Genomic DNA, 20,925 nt, shown 5'->3' on the forward strand with positions numbered 1-20,925 from the left:
GCCTCCCACGCGCCCAATGGTTGATCACTCCATGCAATCCTCTGCCCCCCGCAACTCCCGTCGCTGGCTGTTCGGCCTGTTTGTCCTGCTGCTGGTCGCCGGCCTGTGCTGGAAGTTCTGGCCGGCCGGCAATAGCCACTCGGAAGGTGCCCAGCAGAAAGCCGCCACCGGGCATACCGGGCGCAGCGGCAGCATGCGGCCAGGATTCGGCGGCGCCAGCGGGCCGATCCCGGTGCGGGTCGAGCCGGTGACCCAGGGCGACTTCGCGCTCTATTACAAGGCCCTGGGCACGGTCACCGCGCTCAATACCATCAATGTGCGCAGCCGGGTGGCGGGGGAGCTGGTCAAGGTCAACTTCGAGGAAGGGCAGATGGTCAAGGCCGGCGACCTGCTGGCGCAGATCGATCCACGCCCGTATCAGAATGCCCTGCTGCAGGCCGAGGGCACCTTGCTGCAGAACCAGGCGCAGTTGAAGAACGCCCAGGTCGACCTTGAGCGCTATCGCGGCCTGTACGCCCAGGACAGCATCGCCAAGCAGACCCTGGACACCGCCGCCGCACTGGTAGGGCAGTACCAGGGCACGGTGAAGACCAACCAGGCGGCGGTCAACGACGCCAAGCTCAACCTCGAATTCACCAATATCCGCGCACCGATCGCCGGGCGCCTGGGCTTGCGCCAGCTCGACGTAGGCAACCTGGTGGCGGCCAACGACACCACCGCGCTGGTGATTATCACCCAGACCCAGCCCATCAGCGTGGCCTTCACCCTGCCGGAAAACAGCCTGGAAACCGTGCTCAAGCGCTATCACAGCGGTGCCAAGCTGCCGGTGGAAGCCTGGGACCGAGGCGACCTGAAACTGCAGGCCAACGGCCTGTTGCAAAGCCTGGACAACCAGATCGACACCACCACCGGCACCCTGAAGTTCAAGGCGCGCTTCGATAACCGCGACCAGAGCCTGTTCCCCAATCAGTTCGTCAACGTGCGGCTGCTGGCCGACACCTTGAAAAACGTGGTGCTGGCGCCCTCGGCGGCGATCCAGTTCGGCACCAGCGGCACCTTCGTCTATGCCCTGGATGGCGATAACAAGGTGAAGATCCGCCCGCTCAAGGTGGGCGCCAGCAATGGCGACTCGACGGTGATCGAGGACGGCCTCAAGGCCGGCGACCGAGTGGTGATGGAAGGCATCGACCGCCTCAAGGATGGCAGCGAAGTGGAAGTGGTCAACGACAGCAGTGCCGTGCCCACCACCCCCACCGAGCATCTGCAGGGCAAACCGGCCGGTTCGGCCAGTGCCCCGGGGGTTGAGGGCAAGCCGGCCGATGGCAAGGCGCAAAAGGTCGGCGCATGAATTTCTCGCGGCTGTTCATCCTCCGTCCGGTAGCCACCACCCTGAGCATGCTGGCGATTGTCCTGGCCGGCCTGATCGCCTATCGGCTGTTGCCGGTGTCGGCCTTGCCCCAGGTGGATTACCCGACCATCCGGGTCATGACCCTGTACCCGGGCGCCAGCCCGGACGTGATGACCAGCGCGGTCACCGCCCCTCTGGAGCGTCAGTTCGGGCAGATGCCCGGCCTGACCCAGATGGCCTCCACCAGCTCCGGCGGCGCCTCGGTGCTGACCCTGCGTTTCAGCCTCGACATCAATATGGACGTGGCCGAGCAGCAGGTGCAGGCCGCCATCAACGCCGCCACCAACCTGTTGCCCAAGGACCTGCCGGCGCCGCCGGTGTACAACAAGGTCAACCCGGCGGACACCCCGGTGCTGACCCTGGCCATCACCTCCAAGACCATGCTGCTGCCCAAGCTCAATGACTTGGTGGATACCCGCATGGCGCAGAAAATCGCCCAGATCAGCGGCGTGGGCATGGTCAGCATCGCCGGTGGCCAGCGCCAGGCAGTGCGGATCAAGGTCAACCCCGAGGCCCTGGCGGCCAACGGCCTGAACCTTTCCGACGTGCGCACCCTGATCGGCGCCTCCAACGTCAACCAGCCCAAGGGCAACTTCGACGGCCCGACCCGGGTCTCGATGCTCGACGCCAACGACCAGTTGACCTCGCCCAAGGATTACGCCGAGCTGATCCTGGCCTACAAGAACGGTGCGCCGCTGCGCCTGAAGGATGTCGCCGAGATCGTCGATGGCGCCGAGAACGAGCGCCTGGCGGCCTGGGCCAACCAGAACCAAGCGGTGCTGTTGAATATCCAGCGCCAGCCCGGGGCCAACGTGATCGAGGTGGTGGACCGGATCAAGGCGCTGCTGCCAAGCATCACCGACAACCTGCCGGCGGGCCTGGACGTGACCGTGCTCACCGACCGCACCCAGACCATCCGCGCCTCGGTGCGTGACGTGCAGCATGAGCTGTTGATTGCCATTGCCCTGGTGGTGATGGTGACGTTCCTGTTCCTGCGTCGGGCCAGCGCCACCCTCATTCCATCGATCGCCGTGCCGCTGTCGCTGATCGGCACCTTCGGCGTGATGTACCTGGCTGGCTTCTCGGTGAACAACCTGACCCTGATGGCCCTGACCATCGCCACCGGTTTCGTGGTGGACGACGCCATCGTCATGCTGGAGAACATCGCGCGCTTTATCGAGGAGGGCGACAGCCCCTTGCAGGCGGCGCTCAAGGGCGCCAAGCAGATCGGCTTCACCCTGATTTCCCTGACCCTGTCGCTGATCGCGGTGCTGATCCCGCTGCTGTTCATGGCCGATGTGGTAGGGCGGCTGTTCCGCGAATTCGCCATCACCCTGGCGGTGGCGATCCTGATTTCCCTGGTGGTGTCCCTGACCCTGACCCCGATGATGTGCGCGCGACTGCTCAAGCCCGAGCCCAAGCCCGAACAGCAGGGGCGCTTCTACCGCGCCAGCGGGGCCTGGATCGACTGGCTGATCGACAGCTACGGGCGCCAGTTGCAGTGGGTACTCAAGCACCAGTTCCTGACCCTGATGGTGGCCATCGGCACCCTGGGCCTGACCGTATTTCTCTACCTGGTGGTGCCCAAGGGCTTCTTCCCGGTGCAGGACACCGGGGTGATCCAGGGCATTTCCGAGGCGCCGCAGTCGATATCCTTCGCCGCCATGAGCCAGCGCCAGCAGGACCTGGCCAAGATCATCCTGCAGGACCCGGCGGTGGAAAGCCTGTCGTCCTACATTGGCGTGGACGGTGACAACGCCACCCTCAACAGCGGCCGCCTGCTGATCAACCTCAAGCCCCACAGCGAGCGCGACCTGAGCGCGGCCAAGGTGATTGCACGCCTCCAGCCCGAAGTGGACAAGCTGCTGGGTATCCGCCTGTTCATGCAGCCAGTGCAGGACCTGACCATCGAGGACCGGGTCAGTCGTACCCAGTACCAGTTCAGCCTGTCGTCGCCGGATGCCGAGCTGCTGAGCCTGTGGAGCGGGCGCCTGCTGGAAGCCCTGGCCCAGCGCCGGGAACTCACCGACGTGGCCAGCGACCTGCAGGACAAGGGCCTGCAGGTGTACCTGGTGATCGACCGCGACGCCGCCTCGCGGCTCGGGGTGTCGGTGTCGAATATCACCGACGCCCTGTACGACGCCTTCGGCCAGCGGCAGATCTCCACCATCTACACCCAGGCCAGCCAGTACCGGGTAGTGCTCCAGGCCCAGGCCGGCGAGCGCATTGGGCCCCAGGCCCTGGAGCAGATTCACGTCAAGACCACCGATGGCGGGCAAGTGCGGCTGTCGAGCCTGGCCCGGGTGGAAGAGCGCCAGGCGCAACTGGCCATCGCCCATATCGGCCAGTTCCCGGCGGTGATGATGTCCTTCAACCTGGCGCCGGGGGTGGCCCTGGGCGAGGCGGTGCAGGTGATCGAGCAGGTGCAGCAACAGATCGGCATGCCGCTGGGGGTGCAGACCCGCTTCCAGGGCGCCGCGGAAGCCTTCCAGGCCTCCTTGTCGAGCACCTTGCTGCTGATCCTGGCGGCGGTGGTGACCATGTACATCGTGCTCGGCGTGCTCTACGAGAGCTACATCCACCCCATCACCATTCTCTCCACCTTGCCCTCGGCAGCGGTGGGGGCCTTGCTGGCGCTGATACTCAGCGGCAATGACCTGGGCATGATCGCGATCATCGGCATCATCCTGCTGATCGGCATCGTCAAGAAGAACGCGATCATGATGATCGACTTCGCCCTCGACGCCGAACGCCACCAGGGCATGGCCCCGGAGCAGGCCATCTACCAGGCGGCGCTGCTGCGTTTCCGGCCGATCCTGATGACCACCCTGGCGGCGCTGTTCGGCGCCGTGCCACTGATGCTGGCCACCGGCTCCGGCGCCGAGCTACGCCAGCCTTTGGGCCTGGTGATGGTGGGCGGCCTGCTGGTGAGCCAGGTGCTGACCCTGTTCACGACGCCCGTTATCTACTTGTACTTCGACCGCTTGGGCCGCCGATTTGCCAAGCCTGCCGTAGGAGAAGTGGTGTGAGGGGCGTCAGCGGCAAGCGGCAAGCTACTAGCTGCAAGCTGGATCAACAGCACAAGCAAAAGCAAAAGCGTGCGCTGATCCCGCTTTTCTCTTGCAGCTTGCAGCTTGAAACTTGGAGCGGTCGCCCATGAATCTCTCGGCTCCCTTCATCAAACGCCCCGTGGCGACCATGCTGCTGTCGTTGGCGATCATGCTGCTGGGCGGGGTCAGCTTCGGTCTGTTGCCGGTGGCACCGCTGCCGCAGATGGATTTCCCGGTGATCGTGGTCCAGGCCAGCCTGCCGGGGGCCAGCCCCGAGGTGATGGCGTCCACTGTGGCCACGCCCCTGGAGCGCTCCTTCGGCGCGATAGCCGGGGTCAACACCATGAGCAGCCGTTCCAGCCAGGGTTCGACCCGGGTGATCCTGCAGTTCGACCTGGACCGCGACATCAACGGCGCGGCCAGGGAAGTGCAGGCGGCCATCAATGCCTCGCGCAACCTGTTGCCCAGCGGCATGCGCAGCATGCCCACCTACAAGAAGGTCAACCCGTCCCAGGCGCCGATCATGGTGCTGTCGCTGACTTCCGATGTGCTGCAGAAGGGCCAGCTCTACGACCTGGCCTCGACCATCCTGTCCCAGAGCCTGTCCCAGGTGCAGGGCGTGGGCGAAGTGCAGGTCGGCGGCAGCTCCTTGCCGGCGGTGCGCATCGAGCTCGAGCCGCAGTTGCTCAACCAGTACGGCGTAGCCCTGGACGACGTGCGCAACGCCATTGCCAATGCCAACCAGCGCCGGCCCAAGGGCTCGGTGGAGGATGAGCAGCGGCTGTGGCAGATCCAGGCCAACGACCAGTTGGAGAAGGCCCGGGACTACGAGCCGCTGATCATTCACTACAACAACGGCGCGGCCCTGCGCCTGAAGGATGTGGCCAAGGTCAGCGATGGCGTGGAAGACCGCTACAACAGCGGTTTCTTCAACGACGACGCGGCGGTGCTGCTGGTGATCAACCGCCAGGCGGGGGCCAACATCATCGAGACGGTGAACGAGATCAAGGCCCAGTTGCCGGCCTTGCAGGCGGTGCTGCCGGCCAGCGTCAAGCTCAACCTGGCCATGGACCGCTCGCCGGTGATCAAGGCCACCCTGCACGAGGCCGAGATGACCCTGCTGATCGCCGTGGCCCTGGTGATCCTGGTGGTGTTCCTGTTCCTCGGCAATTTCCGCGCTTCGGTGATCCCCACCCTGGCGGTGCCGGTGTCGCTGGTGGGCACCTTCGCCATCATGTACCTCTATGGTTTTTCCCTGAACAACCTGTCGCTGATGGCGCTGATACTCGCCACCGGGCTGGTGGTGGACGATGCCATCGTGGTGCTGGAGAACATCTCCCGGCATATCGACGAAGGCATAGCGCCGCTCAAGGCGGCGTACCTGGGGGCCAAGGAGGTGGGCTTCACCCTGCTGTCGATGAACGTCTCGCTGGTGGCGGTGTTCCTCTCCATCCTGTTTATGGGCGGCATCATCGAGAGCCTGTTCCGCGAATTCTCCATCACCCTGGCGGCGGCCATCGTGGTCTCCCTGGTGGTGTCCCTGACCCTCACCCCGATGCTTTGCGCGCGCTGGCTCAAGCCCCACGTCCCGGGCCAGGAGAACCGCCTGCAGCGCTGGAGCCAAGGCTGCAACGAATGGATGGTGGGCAAGTACGCCAGCAGCCTGGACTGGGTGCTGCGGCACAAGCGCCTGACCCTGTTCAGCCTGCTGCTGACCATCGGGGTCAACGTGGCGCTGTATGTGGTGGTGCCCAAGACTTTCCTGCCGCAGCAGGACACCGGCCAGTTGATCGGTTTCGTGCGCGGCGACGATGGCCTGTCCTTCAGCGTGATGCAGCCGAAGATGGAAACCTTCCGCCGCGCCGTGCTCAAGGACCCGGCGGTGGAAAGCGTGGCCGGCTTTATCGGTGGCAACAACGGCACCAACAACGCTTTTATGCTGGTGCGCCTCAAGCCGATCAAGGAGCGCAATATTTCCGCGCAGAAGGTGATCGAGCGCATGCGCAAGGAAATGCCCAAGGTGCCCGGCGCCCAGCTGATGCTGATGGCCGACCAGGACCTGCAGTTCGGCGGCGGTCGCGAGCAGACCACCTCGCAGTATTCCTACATTCTGCAGAGCGGCGACCTGGGTGAGCTGCGCCAGTGGTACCCGAAAGTGGTGACCGCGCTGCGCGCCTTGCCGGAACTCACTGCCATCGATGCCCGCGAAGGTCGCGGCGCCCAACAGGTGACCCTGGTGGTGGACCGCGACCAGGCCAAGCGCCTGGGGGTGGACATGAACATGGTTACCGCGGTGCTCAACAACGCCTACAGCCAGCGGCAAATCTCCACCATCTACGACAGCCTCAACCAGTACCAGGTGGTGATGGAGGTCAATCCGAAATACGCCCAGGACCCGATCACCCTGAACCAGGTGCAAGTGATCACCAGCGCCGGTGCGCGGATTCCGCTGTCGGCCATCGCTCACTATGAAAACAGCCTGGAAGACGACCGGGTCAGCCATGAAGGGCAGTTCGCCTCGGAAAGCATTTCCTTCGACATGGCCGAGGGCGTGACCGTGGAGCAGGGCACCGCCGCCATCGAACGGGCGATTGCCAAGCTGGGCATGCCCGAGGATGTGATCGTCAAGATGGCCGGCACCGCCGACGCCTTCGCCGCCACCCAGAAGAGCCAGCCGTTCATGATTCTCGGCGCGTTGCTGGCGGTGTACCTGGTGCTGGGGGTGCTGTATGAAAGCTACATTCACCCGCTGACCATCCTCTCCACCTTGCCTTCGGCCGGCGTTGGCGCCTTGCTCTCGATCTACGTGCTGGGCGGCGAGTTCAGCCTGATCTCGTTGCTGGGGCTGTTCCTGCTGATCGGCGTGGTGAAGAAGAACGCCATCCTGATGATCGACCTGGCGTTGCAGCTGGAGCGCCACCAGGGCCTGGACCCGCTGCAATCGATCCGTAGCGCCTGCCTGCAACGCTTGCGGCCGATCCTGATGACCACCCTGGCGGCCATCCTTGGTGCCTTGCCCTTGCTGCTGGGCGGCGCCGAAGGTTCGGAAATGCGCCAGCCCCTGGGCCTGACCATCATTGGCGGCCTGGTCTTCAGCCAGGTGCTGACCCTCTACACCACCCCGGTGGTCTACCTCTATCTGGATCGCCTGCGCCACAAGTTCAACCACTGGCGTGGGGTCCGTACCGATGCTGCTCTGGAAACGCCGTTATGACCGACCAATCGTCCCGTCCCGTTACTCTGCTGTCCGCCCAGCGCCTGGCCATGGCCCGGGGTTCGCGTGCCTTGAGCCTGGGCCTGTGCGTGCTGCTGCTCAGCGCCTGCGCCATCGGTCCCGACTACCAACGCCCGCAGTTGGCCGAGCCTGCGCAGTACAAAGAGGCCCAGGGCTGGCGCCAGGCCAACCCCAGCGATGCTCTGGCCCGTGGCGCCTGGTGGGAGCTGTACGGCGACCCGCAGCTCAATGGCCTGGTCGAAAAGCTCAACAGCGCCAACCAGACTGTCGCCCAGTCGGAAGCCCAATACCGCCAGGCCCGGGCCCTGGTGCAGAGCTCGCGGGGGGCGTTCTTCCCCAGCGTCGACCTCAGCGCCGGCAAGACCCGCGCCAGCCAGGGCACCGGCAGCAGCAGTTCGGGGTTGAGCAGCTCCAGTAGCGGTATCCGCGACACCTACAACACCCAGTTGGGGGTGAGCTGGGAAGCCGACGTGTGGGGCAAGCTGCGGCGTGACCTGGAAGCCAACAATGCCAGCGCCGAGGCCAGCTTCGCTGACCTTGCGGCCATGCGCCTGAGCCAGCAGTCGGAGCTGGTGCAGAACTACCTGCAACTGCGGGTGATCGACCAGCAGAAGCGTTTGCTCCAGGCCACGGTGGCGGCTTACGAGCGCTCCCTGACCATGACCCAGAACCAGTACCAGGCCGGGGTTTCCGGCAAGGACGCGGTGGCCCAGGCGCAGACCCAGCTGAAAAGCACCCAGGCCGACCTGATCGACCTGATCTGGCAGCGGGCGCAGTTCGAGAACGCCATCGCCGTGCTGATCGGCCTGCCGCCGGCGGAATTCAACCTGGCCGAGAGCCAGGCCATCCCGGCCTTGCCCCAGGTGCCACTGGCGGTGCCCTCGCAATTGCTGGAGCGGCGCCCGGACATCGCCTCGGCGGAGCGCTCGGTGATCGCCGCCAACGCCAAGATCGGCGTGGCCAAGGCCGCCTACTACCCGGACCTGACCCTGAGCCTGGCCGGCGGCTACAGCAGCAGCACCTACGCCGACTGGATCAGCCTGCCGAACCGCTTCTGGTCGGTGGGGCCGAAACTGGCCATGACCCTGTTCGACGGCGGCCAGCGTTCGGCGGAGGTGGATCGCACCGAAGCGGTGTACGACCAGACCGTGGCCAAGTACCGGCAGACCGTGCTCGACGGTTTCCGCGAGGTGGAGAACTACATGGTCCAGCTCAAGGTCCTGGAGGATGAGGCGGGGGTGCGCCAGCAAGCCCTGGACTCGGCCCGCGAGGCCCTGCGCCTGACCGAGAACCAGTACAAGGCCGGGCTGATCGCCTACCTGGACGTGGTCACCAGCCAGACCACTGCCCTGAGCAACGAACGCAGCGTGCTCAGCCTGTTGCAGAGCCGGCTGATTGCCAGTGTGCAGTTGATTGCCGCCATGGGCGGTGGTTGGGATGGCTTGTTACAGGCCAGCGAGCAGCCATAGCCTGTGCCCGACGGGGCCTTGACCGGGCCTTTCAGAAGGGTTTTGTGTGAGTGGCCGATGCGCCGCAAAGCCCATGCCCACAAGGGCTGTAAGGTCTTGGAGGGGTGAAATAGAGCGTTCTGTCCGACTAATGGCTTTTTGCTAAGTTTGGGGGATGCGTTCTTGTGCGCAATCAGTACAATCTGCGCTTTTGCCGCCGCGCAGGGATGTCGGCACAACGGCCACGAGATGCCCCATGCTCATCGGTAGTTACTCTTCCGCTCTGGTTCTGATCTCCATTTTCGTGGCGATTCTGGCCTCCTATACCGCACTAGACCTGACCGGGCGCATCACCACCACCAGTGGCCGCGCCGCCTTACTGTGGATGTTCGGCGGGGCCCTGGCCATGGGGGTGGGTGTCTGGTCGATGCACTTCATCGGCATGCTGGCCTTCGAACTGCCGATCCCCCTGGGCTACGACATCGGCCTGACCGCCTTGTCGCTGCTGATCTCGATCCTCTCCTGCGGCTTCGCCCTGTGGCTGGTGAGCCAGCCGCGCCTGCCGCTGGTGCAACTGCTGTTCGGCGCCCTGATCATGGGCTCGGGCATCAGCGGCATGCACTACACCGGCATGGCGGCCATGCGCATGCAGCCGGGCATCGACTATGACCCGGGGCTGTTCGGCGCCTCGCTGCTGATTGCCTTCGGCGCTTCGCTGGCGGCGTTGTGGATCGCCTTCCACCTGCGTCGCAACACCCCCTATGTGCGCCTGGCGCGCATCGGTGCGGCGGTGCTCATGGGCTTTGCGATTGTCGGCATGCACTACACCGGCATGGCCGCGGCACGTTTTACCGACGGCAGCTTTTGTGGCGCCCTGGGCACCGGCCTGAGCGGCAAGGGCCTGGACAACCTGGTGCTGATCACCACCCTGGCGGTGCTGGTGATCGCCTTGCTGACCTCGGTGCTGGATGCCCGGCTGGAGGCTCGCACTGCGGTGCTGGCGCAGTCTTTGACCGAGGCCAACAAGGAACTCACCCAACTGGCCCTGCACGACACCCTGACCGGCTTGCCCAACCGCATCCTGCTGGCCGATCGCATCGACCAGGCCATGCACCGGGTCACGGCCCATGGCGGCTGCTTTGCCTTGATGTTCATCGATCTGGACGGCTTCAAGCCGGTCAACGACGCCTTCGGCCACCATATGGGCGACCAGTTGCTGCGCGAGGTGGCCCTGCGCCTGCGTGAGGACCTGCGCAGCGAAGACACCCTGGCGCGAATCGGCGGCGATGAATTCGTGCTGCTGGTGCAACTGGGCGAGCCGGACGATGCCCTGCGCCTGGCGGCGCGCCAGGTGGGCCTGGTGTCGCGCTCGTTCCGGGTGGCCGAGCATGAGTTGCAGATTTCCGCCAGCATCGGTATTGCGCTGTACCCGGGCAACGGCTACACCGCCCAGGAACTGCTGATGAATGCCGACGCCGCGATGTACCACGCCAAGGGCACCGGCAAGAACGGCTACAGCTTCTTCGACGCCTCGATGAACAGCAACGCCCGGCGCCAGCTGCAACTGCTGCAGGATTTGCGCAACGCCCTGGAGCAGCATCAGTTCTGCCTGCACTACCAGCCCAAGTTCGATGCGCTCAATGGCCGGCCAGTGGGGGCCGAGGCGCTGCTGCGCTGGCAGCACCCGCAGCATGGCCTGATGCTGCCGGACAAGTTCATCGAGCTGGCGGAAAAGACCGGGCTGATCATCGCCATCGGCGACTGGGTGCTGAACGAGGCCTGCCGGCAGATGCGCGAGTGGTATGTGCAGGGCTACACCGACTGGCGCATCGCGGTGAACCTTTCGGCCGTGCAGTTCTGCCATGTGGGCCTGGTCAAGAGCGTGGCCACGGCCCTGGAGCGCTATCAGTTGCCGGCCAACAACCTGACCCTGGAGATCACCGAGACCACGGCGATGCACGACGCCGATGTCAGCCTGATCGTGCTGCAACAGCTGGCGGACATGGGCGTGGACCTGTCCATCGACGACTTCGGCACCGGCTATTCGAGCCTGATGTACCTCAAGCGCCTGCCGGCCAACGAGCTGAAGATCGACCGCGGTTTCGTCCGCGACCTGGAGCAGGACAGCGACGATGCCGCCATCGTTTCGGCGATAGTCGCCCTGGGGCAGGCCCTGGGCCTGCGCATCGTTGCCGAGGGCGTGGAAACCGGCGTGCAGCAGAGCTTCCTCACCCAACTGGGTTGCGATTCGCTGCAGGGTTATTTCCTTGGCCATCCGCTGCCGGCCGAAGGCTTTATGCAGGTGATCCGCCAGGGCGAACAAGCCGCGCTGCCCGAGACGCTGAACGGCCTCTGAGCCCGATACATTGGGGCTTCAGGGCCCGCCGCCTGGGGCCTGGCGCCGCAACGCACCCCTGATCCACGGGCCAATGGCCCGGGCAGGCGGGATATGGCGGTTTAAATCGCTGGCGGTGGGGTGTTTAATGGCTCGCGTTGAATTGATCAGCGAGGGAGTCGGCAGCATGGATAAAGTCATCGTCATCACCGGTGGCGGGCGGGGAATCGGCGCGGCCACGGCGTTGTTGGCCGCGCAACAGGGTTTCAAGGTGTGCATCAACTACCAGGCCGACGAGCAGGCCGCCCAGCAGGTGCTCGAGCAACTGCGCGACCTGGGGGCCCAGGCCATCGCGGTACGCGCCGACGTGAGTATCGAGGATGAAGTGATCGGCCTGTTCAACCGGGTCGACAGCGAACTGGGGCGGGTCACGGCCCTGGTCAACAACGCCGGGACCGTGGGCCACAAGTCGCGCCTGGACGAAATGTCCGAGTTCCGCATCCAGAAAATCATGAAGACCAACATCATGGGGCCGATCCTCTGCGCCAAGCACGCGGTGCTGCGCATGTCGCCGCGCCATGGCGGGCAGGGCGGCAGCATCGTCAATGTGTCGTCGGTGGCGGCACGCCTGGGTTCGCCGGGGGAGTACGTCGACTACGCCGCCTCCAAGGGCGCCCTGGACACCTTCACCATCGGCCTGTCCAAGGAAGTGGCGGGCGAGGGCATCCGCGTCAATGCGGTGCGCCCGGGCTATATCTACACCGACTTCCATGCCCTGAGCGGCGATGCCGATCGGGTCAGCAAGCTGGAATCGGCAATCCCCATGGGCCGCGGCGGGCGCCCTGACGAAGTGGCCGAGGCGATTGTCTGGCTGCTCTCGGACAAGGCTTCCTACGCCACCGGTACCTTCGTCGACCTGGGTGGCGGCCGCTGAGCCTGGCCGGCGCCCGGGCTTTTGTGCGCCCGGCCCCCTCTCGTAGGAGCCGGCTTGCCGGCGAAGAGGCCCGGGAGTCTTGCATCGCTCTTGCGACCGCTTTCGCGAGCAAGCTCGCTCCTACGATGGCCCGAGATACCCCAACCTTCTCGTAGAAGCCGGCTTGCCGGCGAAAGGGCCCTGGCGCCGTTCAGTCCTGCTCAGCAAGTTCTGGAATCGGCGGCGGGGTAAAGCGCCGGGCGTATTCGAGCATGTGCCGGGGGAAGACCATGTGCTTGACCGCGCTGTCGTCCAGGCCGTAGAGGTAGGCCACCGCGGCGGCTTCAAAGGCCCAGTAGCCGGTGTAGGAACCCTCGTCGCCGTTGAGATGGGTGTCATGCCAGGGGGCATGCTCGAAGGCCAGGTACCACTGGTTGCAGTACTCCACCAGCAGTTCCCGGGGCTCGTCCGGGTCCTGGCTGTAGATGGCATGGACCAGCGGCGTATAGACGTGGTGATACCACTCGTCAACATCCTCGCGATCAGGCAGGTAGGGCTTGAGCAGGTCTTCGACCAGCGTGTCTTCGCCGTGGAAGCCGGCGCGGTCCTGCAACAGCGCCATGCGCGGCAGCAGGTCGCTGCGTTGCAGCAGGATGCACAGGCTGAGCACCTGCACGTATTCCTCGTAATCGTGGGGGTAGTCCTCGATATTCAGAGGCGCGATGCCTGGCCGTTCCTCATAGCGCTCCAGCTTGCGCTGGTAGTCCTCGTAGCTGTCGATCACCCCATCCAGCTCCTGGGCCAGCTGTTCCATGGGCGCACCACCGGTGTAGCCGAGAATCAGGTGGTGCAGGCGTGCATGCTGGACATTCCAGGCCTTGAGGGAGGCTTCCTGCTCGGGACTGTCGGCCATCAACGAGTGGGTCTGCCAATGGGCTTCTTCACCGGCGAGGATCTCGAGCTGACTGTGGTACTGCTTGTGGCTGAGAAACACTTGTCTGCGGTTCATCTCGGTGCCGGGCCTCAGTAGACGGGAATCAGGGTGAAGGGCGCCTTGCGCTGTGAGGCTTCCAGCAACAGGGTTGGCAGGTCGACCTCGGCCGGTTCCAGCTCCAACTCTTGCAGCTCTTCCTCCAACTGCTGCGGGTCGGCCGCCAGGGCCTGGATCGGCAGGCGCAGGTAAGGCCGCGGGTCTTCCCCGTAGTAGATCTTCACCGGGCCTTCAGGGATGCCTTCCAGGCGGGCAAAACCCTCTTCGTCGAGGTTGCCCTCGGCTTGCGAGTCGTCGCTGAAGACGGCTCGGTAGGCGGCGCCGGGCACCGGTTCCAGGTTGGGGTAGTGCAGGTTCAGCTCCAGCCAGTGACCTTCGCCGGTGAGGTGTTCCAGGCCCTGGTTGATCTCCTGGGCAATGCTTGCGGCGTCCTGGGTTGCGGGTTGTGGCGCGGGGGTGATGGTCGTTGCGCGCGGTTCGAGGGAGGACTGTGGCTTGGGCACCAGGGCCGGGCCGTTGCTGTGGGCGGCGGCCGAGTTGTTGCGCTGCTCGGCGATCCACGGGGCGATGCGCTTTTGCACCGATACCATGAGGAACTCGCTGTGTTCCCGGGCTTCGTTGAGGTTGTGCAGCACCAGGCGCTGCTGCTGGGGCGTGAGGCTGTTGAAGGTGGTGGAGGCTTGCACGCCGTTGATGATTTGCGGCAACTCCTCGGCCAGGCGCTGCGGGTCCAGGCACTTTTCCAGCAACTGTTCGGGGCTGGTCTTCAAGCGACAGGCTTGCAGGGTGTAGCGGATCATGTCGAAGAGCTTTTCGGCATGGCGCTGGGGCGCGCGGTTGATCAGGCGCAGCAGGGTCTTCAAGCCCTGGCCGGGGCCGGGGATCCAGCCGATCAGGGCCAGGGCCAGGTCGAAGAAGGCGTCTTCCTCGTCCTTGGGGTTGTTGATGGCGTCCAGTTCGAAGATCGCCTGGATGCAGTCGTAGGCGTTGAGTTCCTGGGTCAGCAGCGGCAGGCGGCCGCGCTCGATGGCGCTGAGCAGTTCGGTCTTGGCTTCTGGGTAGTCGTCGTAATACAGGTCTTCGACCATGACGTGTTCCTTTCCCTGGAAAAATGAAGCGCGGATGCTGAAGGAATTGAGGGCTCTGGGCAAGCGGCGCTTTTTTTGGGGAGGGTGCATATCCGTTGCTGCGGGTGTTGCGGCAATTGGTTCCGCTCTTACAGCGGGTCACTTTGGAAAAGCCCCAAAGTAACCAAAGGGCTCCTGCCCCCGCATCCGGCACCTCGCTAATGCTCGGTGTTCCCTCGCTCCGGCATTGCTCCGGGGGCACGCCGCCACAGGCCATCCATGGCCTGGGGCGGCTAGCTCGGCATCCATGCCGAGCTACCCCCTGCGCAATGCCTGCGCTCGGCCTCCTGAAGGGGCAGGAAGATCAAAAGCAAGATCAAGATCAAAAGCTGGAGCCAAAGCGCGTTTTACGCGCTTTTCGTAGGAGCCGGCTTGCCGGCGAATAGGCCCTCAAGCCTTGCGTCGCTCATGCCAACGCCTTCGCTGGCAAGCCAGCTCCTACCGTTTCGAGCAGGCCGAAAGCTGCCAATGGAACAGGCAGTACGCCGTATCGGCCACCAGTCAAAACGACCGCACGATCCGCCCCAGGGTTTCCATGGCCTTTTCCGCCGCCTCGTTCCACGGGCTGCCGTAGTTCAGGCGGATGCAGTTGCGAAAGCGCTGGGTCGGGGAAAAGATCGGCCCGGGGGCGATGCTGATGCCCTGGGCCAGGGCCATCTGGAACAGTTTCAGCGAGTCCATCTGCGGCGGCAGTTCCAGCCACAGGAAGTAGCCGCCGGCCGGCTGGCTGACCCGGGTCTGCGCCGGGAAGTAGCGGGCAATGGCCGCCAGCATGGCGCTCTGCTGTTCTTCCAGGGCATAGCGCAGTTTGCGCAGGTGACGGTCGTAGCCGCCGTGCTGCAGGTAGTCGGCAATCGCCGCCTGGGCCGGCATCGAGGCGCACAACGAGGTCATCAGCTTCAGCCGTTCGATCTTCTGCGCATAGCGCCCGGCCGCCACCCAGCCGACGCGGTAGCCCGGCGCCAGGCTCTTGGCGAAGGAACCGCAATGCATCACCAGGCCTTCGGTGTCGAAGGCCTTGGCCGGTTTCGGCGCCTGCTGGCCGTAGTACAGCTCGGCGTAGACATCGTCCTCGATCAGCGGCACCTGGTGCTGGCGCAGCAGCTCCACCAGCTCCTGCTTCTTCGCCTCGGGCATGCTCGCGCCCATGGGGTTCTGGAAGTTGGTCATGCACCAGCAGGCCTTGATCGGGTGCCGTTCCAGGGTCTGGGCCAGCACCCCGAGGTCGATGCCATCGCGCGGGTGCACGGGAATCTCCACCGCCTTGAGCTTGAGCCGTTCCAGCACTTGCAGGCTGGCGTAGAAGGCCGGGGCCTCGATGGCCACCAGGTCGCCAGGCTCGGTCACCGCCTGCAGGCACAGGTTCAGCGCCTCCAGGGCGCCATTGGTGATCAACAGCTCCTCCATCGGCAGCATCAGCCCGGCCACCATGTAGCGCAGGGCGATCTGCCGGCGCAGTTGCGGGTTGCCCGGCGACATGTCGGTGACCACCACCCGCGGGTCCATCTCGCGGCTGGCGCTGGCCAGGGAGCGCGACAGGCGTTGCAGGGGGAACAGGGTCGGGCTGGGGAACGCCGAGCCGAAGGGCACGGTGCTCGGGTCCTTGATCGAGTCGAGCACCGAGAACACCAGCTCGCTGACATCGACTTCGGTGGATTCATTGACTTCGCTGCTGATCACCGGCTCCGAGAACGGGCTCGGCGCGTGGGCATTGACGAAGTAGCCGGAGCGCGGTCGGGCGCGGATCAGCCCGCGGCGCTCCAGCAAGTAATAAGCCTGGAACACCGTCGACGGGCTGACCCCGTAGGTCTGGCTGGCGTAGCGCACCGAAGGTACGCGCTGACCAGGGCCCAGGACTCCGGAGCGGATCAGTTCGGCGATGTCGTCGGCGAATTTTTCGTAGCGTTTCATCTGCGGGGCAAGATCCAGTCTGGTCATCGGGTCAAGGTGTTCTGGGGCGCAGGAAAGTCGGAAGCTCGGCCGCCAGGGCAGTGGCCAGGGCGGCAGCGAGCATGGCGTGGCCCGGGCCCCCGGTGCCGCTTCCCCTGGGGAGCGACGGCCGGTGCCCGGGCATTCTAGAGGCTCAGCGGTTCATTGGCGCGACAAACCGGCTCTTGGCCACGGCGTAGACGCTCGAATCATCACTGTCTTCAACCTTGAAACCGATGCTCTGGGAGCCGCTCTGGGCTTTCTCGGTGGTCATGGCCACCGATACCGGCAGGTCGGTGATCTCCCCCGGCGCCAGGCTCAGCTCGGTCTTGCCTTGCAGCTCGAAGCCGTCGCCGTCCACCAGGGCCAGGTGGTATTGCTGGCGTTCCTGGGTCTTGTTGATGATCTTCAGGCTGTAGATGTTCTCGATCTGCCCCAGGGCGTTCTCGCGGAACAGGCCGCGGTCCTTGCTCACGTCCAGGGACACCATCGGCCGTTGCACCAGGGCCAGCGCCAGGGCGCCGATCATCAGCAGCAGTACTGCGCTGTAGCCCACCAGGCGCGGACGCAGCAGGTGGGTCTTGCCCCCTTGCAGCTCGTGTTCCGAGGTGTAGGCGATCAGCCCTCGGGCATAGCCCATCTTGTCCATGATCGAGTCGCAGGCGTCGATGCAGGCGGCGCAACCGATGCATTCCATCTGCAAGCCGTCGCGGATGTCGATGCCGGTGGGGCACACCTGCACGCACAGCTGGCAGTCGATGCAGTCGCCCAGGCCGACGTCGGCGGGTTTCACATCGCGCTTGCGCGGGCCACGGCTTTCACCGCGCTCCGGCTTGTAGGAGATGGTCAGGGTGTCCTTGTCGAACATCACGCTCTGGAAACGGGCATAAGGGCACATGTGCATGCACACCGCTTCCCGCAGCCAGCCGGCGTTGATGTAGGTGGCACCGGCGAAGAACAGCACCCAGAACAGGCTCAGGCCGCCGATTTGCAGGGTCAGGAGTTCCTGGGCCAGGGGGCGGATCGGGGTGAAGTAGCCGACGAAGGTCAGGCCGGTGAGCACGCTGATGGCCAGCCACAGCGTGTGTTTCATCGCCCGGCGGGCCAGCTTGTTGGCGCTCCAGGGCGCGGCCTGCAGCTTGATCCGCTGGTTGCGGTCGCCTTCGGTGACCTTCTCGCACCACATGAACAGCCAGGTCCAGGAGCTTTGCGGGCAGGTGTAGCCGCACCAGACCCGGCCGGCGAACACCGTGATGGAGAACAGGCCGAAGGCGCAGATGATCAGCAGCGCCGAGAGCAGGATGAAATCCTGCGGCCAGAAGGTTGCGCCGAAGATATGGAACTTGCTTTCGGCCAGGTCCCAGAGCACCGCCTGGCGGCCACCCCAGTTCAGCCACACGGTGCCGAAGAACATCAGGAACAGGAAGCCTGCGCCACTCAAGCGCAGGGTGCGGAACAGGCCGCTGAAACTACGGGTGTAAACGTGCTTGTCGGTGCTCTTCGTCTTCATCTGTTTAGGGCGTGAAGGTTCGAAGTTCTCTACTAATCGGACGGGGATTCTTTCGCTCATGGTCGTTCGCTCATCAGCCTCCATCAGGCCCGGCAACTATGACCATGGATCTGTTTGCATAACAGACTCAGCTATTTGATAAAAAAGCGGATCAGATGGGCTCTTTCGTGCCCCTGCGACAAGTTGCTGCACCCCCCTGCAAGTGCCCCGGGGAAGGTGTTGGAGGCCTCTGGCACAGGCCTGTGGCAGAGGCCCTGATCTGGATCAGTCAAATCACCGAATCACCCGTACTGGCTTTTAGATGGCTCCGGCCGTCGCGGGCGCCTGCTACGGTCAATGCGTCGGCTTCTGCTTCGGTGATGTAGATCCGCTGGCCGTCGATATCCACCGCCGACATGGCCTTGGCGCTGTCGGTGATCACCGTCACGGCGCCGGCAGGCAACTGGCGGTGCAGGGTTTCGCTGTCGAAGTAGCAGGTTTGGTTGTCGATACGCAGGCTCATGGCGAGTACCTCTGGCAATGGCCGGCACAGCAGTGCCGGCCCGGTTGCTGTCTATGCTTCAGGACCTGGCCCGGCCACCACCGGCGGCTGGCCGCTGGGTGGATCGCCCTTGGGCGGCGGGGTGTTTTCCGGTGGTTCCTGTTCCGGCACCGGTTGCGGTTCGCTGGGGGGCAGGGTGGGCTGGTCGATGTTCGGATCGGGGGTTTCTGGCGGAATCGGAATGCTCATGCTGCTGGCCTCCTTTGTGCTTGCAGATGCACGGGCTCTTTCGGTGGACCGCCACAGCGAGGATTTGATTCCCACCGATTGCCCGGGCAATCGCGGTGAACTTTCGCCGACGCGCGTGGCTCGGAACCTAAGTGGATTGATTCAGCGGGGTGCTGGCCGCCCCGTAACCAGAGCGTCGTGGACATGACTGAAGGGAGTGAGACTCGATGACCGCGCAATCCCCCAGCGAAGTGCAACACCCGGCATCGCTGCCCCTGGCCCAGGCCTTGCTGCTGCCACGCATCGCCATCGAGAACGCCAGCCCGGTGCTCGATGGCGGGCAGTTCGCGGCCAAGGCGGTGGTTGGCCAGGGCATCCAGGTCAGCGCCAAGGTGTTCGCCGACGGCCACGAGCAACTGGCGGTGCGGGTGTGCTGGCGCCACGAGCAACAACCCGACTGGCACAGCCAGCCCTTGCAGGAGCAGGGCAACGACGGCTGGCTGGGGCAGTTCCCGGTGCTGCAGGTGGGCCGCTACCGCTTCTGTATCCAGGCCTGGATCGATCAGTACGCTAGCTTCTGCCACGAGCTGGAGAAAAAGCACCAGGCCGGGGTGCCCCTGGGCCTGGAGTTGCAGGAAGGCCGGATGCAGCTGCAGCAGGCCGCCGAGCGCAGCGGCGACGCCTTGCGCGAGCAACTGCTGGAACTGCAGCGCCAGCTTGAGGCCTTGCCCCATGAGCAGCAGGTCGAGCTGTTCCTGCAGCAGGGCAGCAGGCAACTGATGGCTGAGGCCGATCAGCGCCCGCACCTGAGCCAGAGCCCCGAGTACCCACTGGAGGTGGAGCGCGAACGTGCGCAGTTCGCCAGTTGGTACGAGCTGTTTCCGCGTTCCATTACCGATGATCCCCGGCGGCACGGCACCTTCAGTGATGTGCACGAGCGCCTGCCGATGATCCGCGACATGGGCTTCGACGTGCTGTATTTCCCGCCGATCCACCCCATTGGCCGCAGCCACCGCAAGGGCCCCAACAACTCGCTGACGGCCGGCCCGGACGACCCGGGCAGCCCTTATGCCATTGGCAGCGAGGAGGGCGGTCACGGGGCCATCCACCCGCAACTGGGCAGCCGGGAGGACTTTCGTCGGTTGCTGGCCGCCGCCGCCGAGCATGGCCTGGAGATCGCCCTGGATTTCGCCATCCAGTGTTCCCAGGATCACCCCTGGCTCAAGCAGCATCCGGGCTGGTTCAATTGGCGCCCCGACGGCAGCATCAAATACGCAGAGAACCCGCCGAAGAAGTACCAGGACATCGTCAATGTCGACTTCTATGCCGCCGAGGCCGTTCCTGAGCTGTGGCTGGCGCTGCGGGATATCGTCATCGGCTGGGTCCAGGAGGGGGTCAAGACGTTTCGCGTGGACAACCCGCACACCAAGCCGCTGCCGTTCTGGCAATGGCTGATTGCCGAGGTGCGTGGGCAGTACCCGGAAGTGATTTTCCTCGCCGAGGCTTTCACCACCCCGGCGATGATGGCGCGCCTGGGCAAGATCGGTTACTCCCAGAGCTACACCTATTTCACCTGGCGCAACAGCAAGAGCGAGCTGGCCAGCTATTTCAGCGAGCTTAACCGGGCGCCGTTGCGCGACTGTTTTCGGCCGAACTTCTTCGTCAATACCCCGGATATCAACCCGGGGTTCCTGCATGACTCGGGGCGTCCGGGCTTCCTTATACGCGCGGTGCTGGCCAGCATGGGTTCGGGGCTCTGGGGCCTGTATTCGGGCTTCGAACTGTGCGAATCGGCGGCTTTGCCGGGCAGGGAAGAGTACCTGGATTCGGAGAAATACCAGTTGCGTCCGCGGGATTTCAACGCGCCGGGCAACATCATTGCCGAGATCACCCAACTCAATCGCATCCGCCGCGAGAACCCGGCGCTGCACAGTCACCTGGGGCTCAAGCTGTACAACGCCTGGAACGACAGCATCCTGTATTTCGGCAAGCGCAGCGGCGACAACTTTTTGCTGGTGGCGGTGAGCCTCGATCCCTTCAATGCCCAGGAGGCGCATTTCGAATTGCCGCTGTGGGAGCTGGGCCTGGCCGACGATGCCGCGACCCAGGGCGAGGACCTGATGAATGGCCACCGCTGGACCTGGTACGGCAAGACCCAGTTCATGCGCCTGGAGCCGACCCAGCCCTTCGGCATCTGGCGCATTACCCCAATGTAGGCGTCGGCTTGCCGGCGAAGAGGCCCGCGAGCCGGGTGCAAGCCTGGCCGACGC

The 20,925-nt window shown here is 64.8% G+C and carries 13 protein-coding genes; 7 read left to right on the top strand and 6 right to left on the bottom strand.

The annotated features are described in order from the left end of the window. Positions 1–16 precede the first annotated feature (16 nt). The 6 genes from J4P02_RS00250 (at position 17) to J4P02_RS00275 (ending at position 12,410) form a co-directional block, all read left to right on the top strand. Positions 17–1,348 carry an MdtA/MuxA family multidrug efflux RND transporter periplasmic adaptor subunit gene (locus J4P02_RS00250; RefSeq protein WP_426186342.1) on the top strand — a complete coding sequence of 444 codons (1,332 nt, stop codon included), beginning with the start codon at positions 17–19 and terminating at the stop codon, positions 1,346–1,348. Beyond that, on the top strand, positions 1,345–4,437 hold the full coding sequence (locus J4P02_RS00255) for an MdtB/MuxB family multidrug efflux RND transporter permease subunit (RefSeq protein ID WP_426186345.1): 3,093 nt from the start codon (positions 1,345–1,347) through the stop codon (positions 4,435–4,437). The genes J4P02_RS00250 and J4P02_RS00255 overlap by 4 nt, the downstream gene beginning before the upstream one ends. 127 nt (positions 4,438–4,564) lie before the next feature. Next, the gene (locus tag J4P02_RS00260) at positions 4,565–7,672 is read left to right on the top strand and encodes an efflux RND transporter permease subunit (protein WP_426186348.1); all 3,108 of its coding nucleotides are present in this window, start codon (positions 4,565–4,567) and stop codon (positions 7,670–7,672) included. Continuing rightward, positions 7,669–9,162, top strand: coding sequence for an efflux transporter outer membrane subunit (locus tag J4P02_RS00265; RefSeq protein WP_426186351.1), 1,494 nt, complete (start codon positions 7,669–7,671; stop codon positions 9,160–9,162). Before J4P02_RS00260 ends, J4P02_RS00265 begins: the two co-directional genes overlap by 4 nt. A gap of 235 nt (positions 9,163–9,397) precedes the next feature. After that, entirely contained in the window at positions 9,398–11,497 is a 2,100-nt protein-coding gene (locus J4P02_RS00270) for a putative bifunctional diguanylate cyclase/phosphodiesterase (protein ID WP_426186354.1), read from the top strand. 166 nt (positions 11,498–11,663) lie between these two features. Continuing rightward, positions 11,664–12,410, top strand: a complete 747-nt coding sequence (locus J4P02_RS00275; RefSeq protein WP_426186357.1) for an SDR family oxidoreductase — start codon at positions 11,664–11,666, stop codon at positions 12,408–12,410. Positions 12,411–12,600: 190 nt separating this feature from the next. Here J4P02_RS00275 and J4P02_RS00280 read toward each other — a convergent pair whose 3' ends face one another. The 6 genes from J4P02_RS00280 to J4P02_RS00305 form a co-directional block, all read right to left on the bottom strand. Then, positions 12,601–13,398, bottom strand: a complete 798-nt coding sequence (locus tag J4P02_RS00280) for a PoNe immunity protein domain-containing protein (RefSeq protein ID WP_426186360.1) — start codon at positions 13,396–13,398, stop codon at positions 12,601–12,603. A gap of 14 nt (positions 13,399–13,412) precedes the next feature. After that, positions 13,413–14,468 (bottom strand): hypothetical protein, encoded by a 1,056-nt coding sequence (locus J4P02_RS00285; protein WP_426186363.1) that lies wholly within the window; start codon positions 14,466–14,468, stop codon positions 13,413–13,415. Positions 14,469–15,008: 540 nt separating this feature from the next. Further along, positions 15,009–16,418: a GntR family transcriptional regulator MpaR gene (mapR, locus tag J4P02_RS00290; protein WP_426186366.1), complete on the bottom strand. Its 1,410-nt coding sequence runs from the start codon at positions 16,416–16,418 to the stop codon at positions 15,009–15,011. A gap of 172 nt (positions 16,419–16,590) precedes the next feature. Next, complete coding sequence (gene ccoG, locus J4P02_RS00295; protein WP_426186369.1) at positions 16,591–18,006, bottom strand: cytochrome c oxidase accessory protein CcoG; 1,416 nt, start codon at positions 18,004–18,006, stop codon at positions 16,591–16,593. A 208-nt stretch (positions 18,007–18,214) separates the two neighbouring features. Continuing rightward, positions 18,215–18,448 carry a DUF3203 family protein gene (locus J4P02_RS00300; RefSeq protein ID WP_426186372.1) on the bottom strand — a complete coding sequence of 78 codons (234 nt, stop codon included), beginning with the start codon at positions 18,446–18,448 and terminating at the stop codon, positions 18,215–18,217. 51 nt (positions 18,449–18,499) lie between these two features. After that, the gene (locus tag J4P02_RS00305; protein WP_426186375.1) at positions 18,500–18,676 is read right to left on the bottom strand and encodes a hypothetical protein; all 177 of its coding nucleotides are present in this window, start codon (positions 18,674–18,676) and stop codon (positions 18,500–18,502) included. Between the two features lie 206 nt (positions 18,677–18,882). On the opposite strand from J4P02_RS00305, the gene J4P02_RS00310 reads away from it, so the two are divergent. Then, a complete protein-coding gene (locus J4P02_RS00310) occupies positions 18,883–20,871 on the top strand; it encodes an alpha-1,4-glucan--maltose-1-phosphate maltosyltransferase (RefSeq protein WP_426186378.1) in 1,989 nt (662 codons plus the stop codon). The last annotated feature ends 54 nt before the right edge of the window (positions 20,872–20,925 follow it).

The sequence above is a fragment of the Pseudomonas sp. NFXW11 genome, assembly GCF_049887815.1.
Classification (GTDB): domain Bacteria; phylum Pseudomonadota; class Gammaproteobacteria; order Pseudomonadales; family Pseudomonadaceae; genus Aquipseudomonas.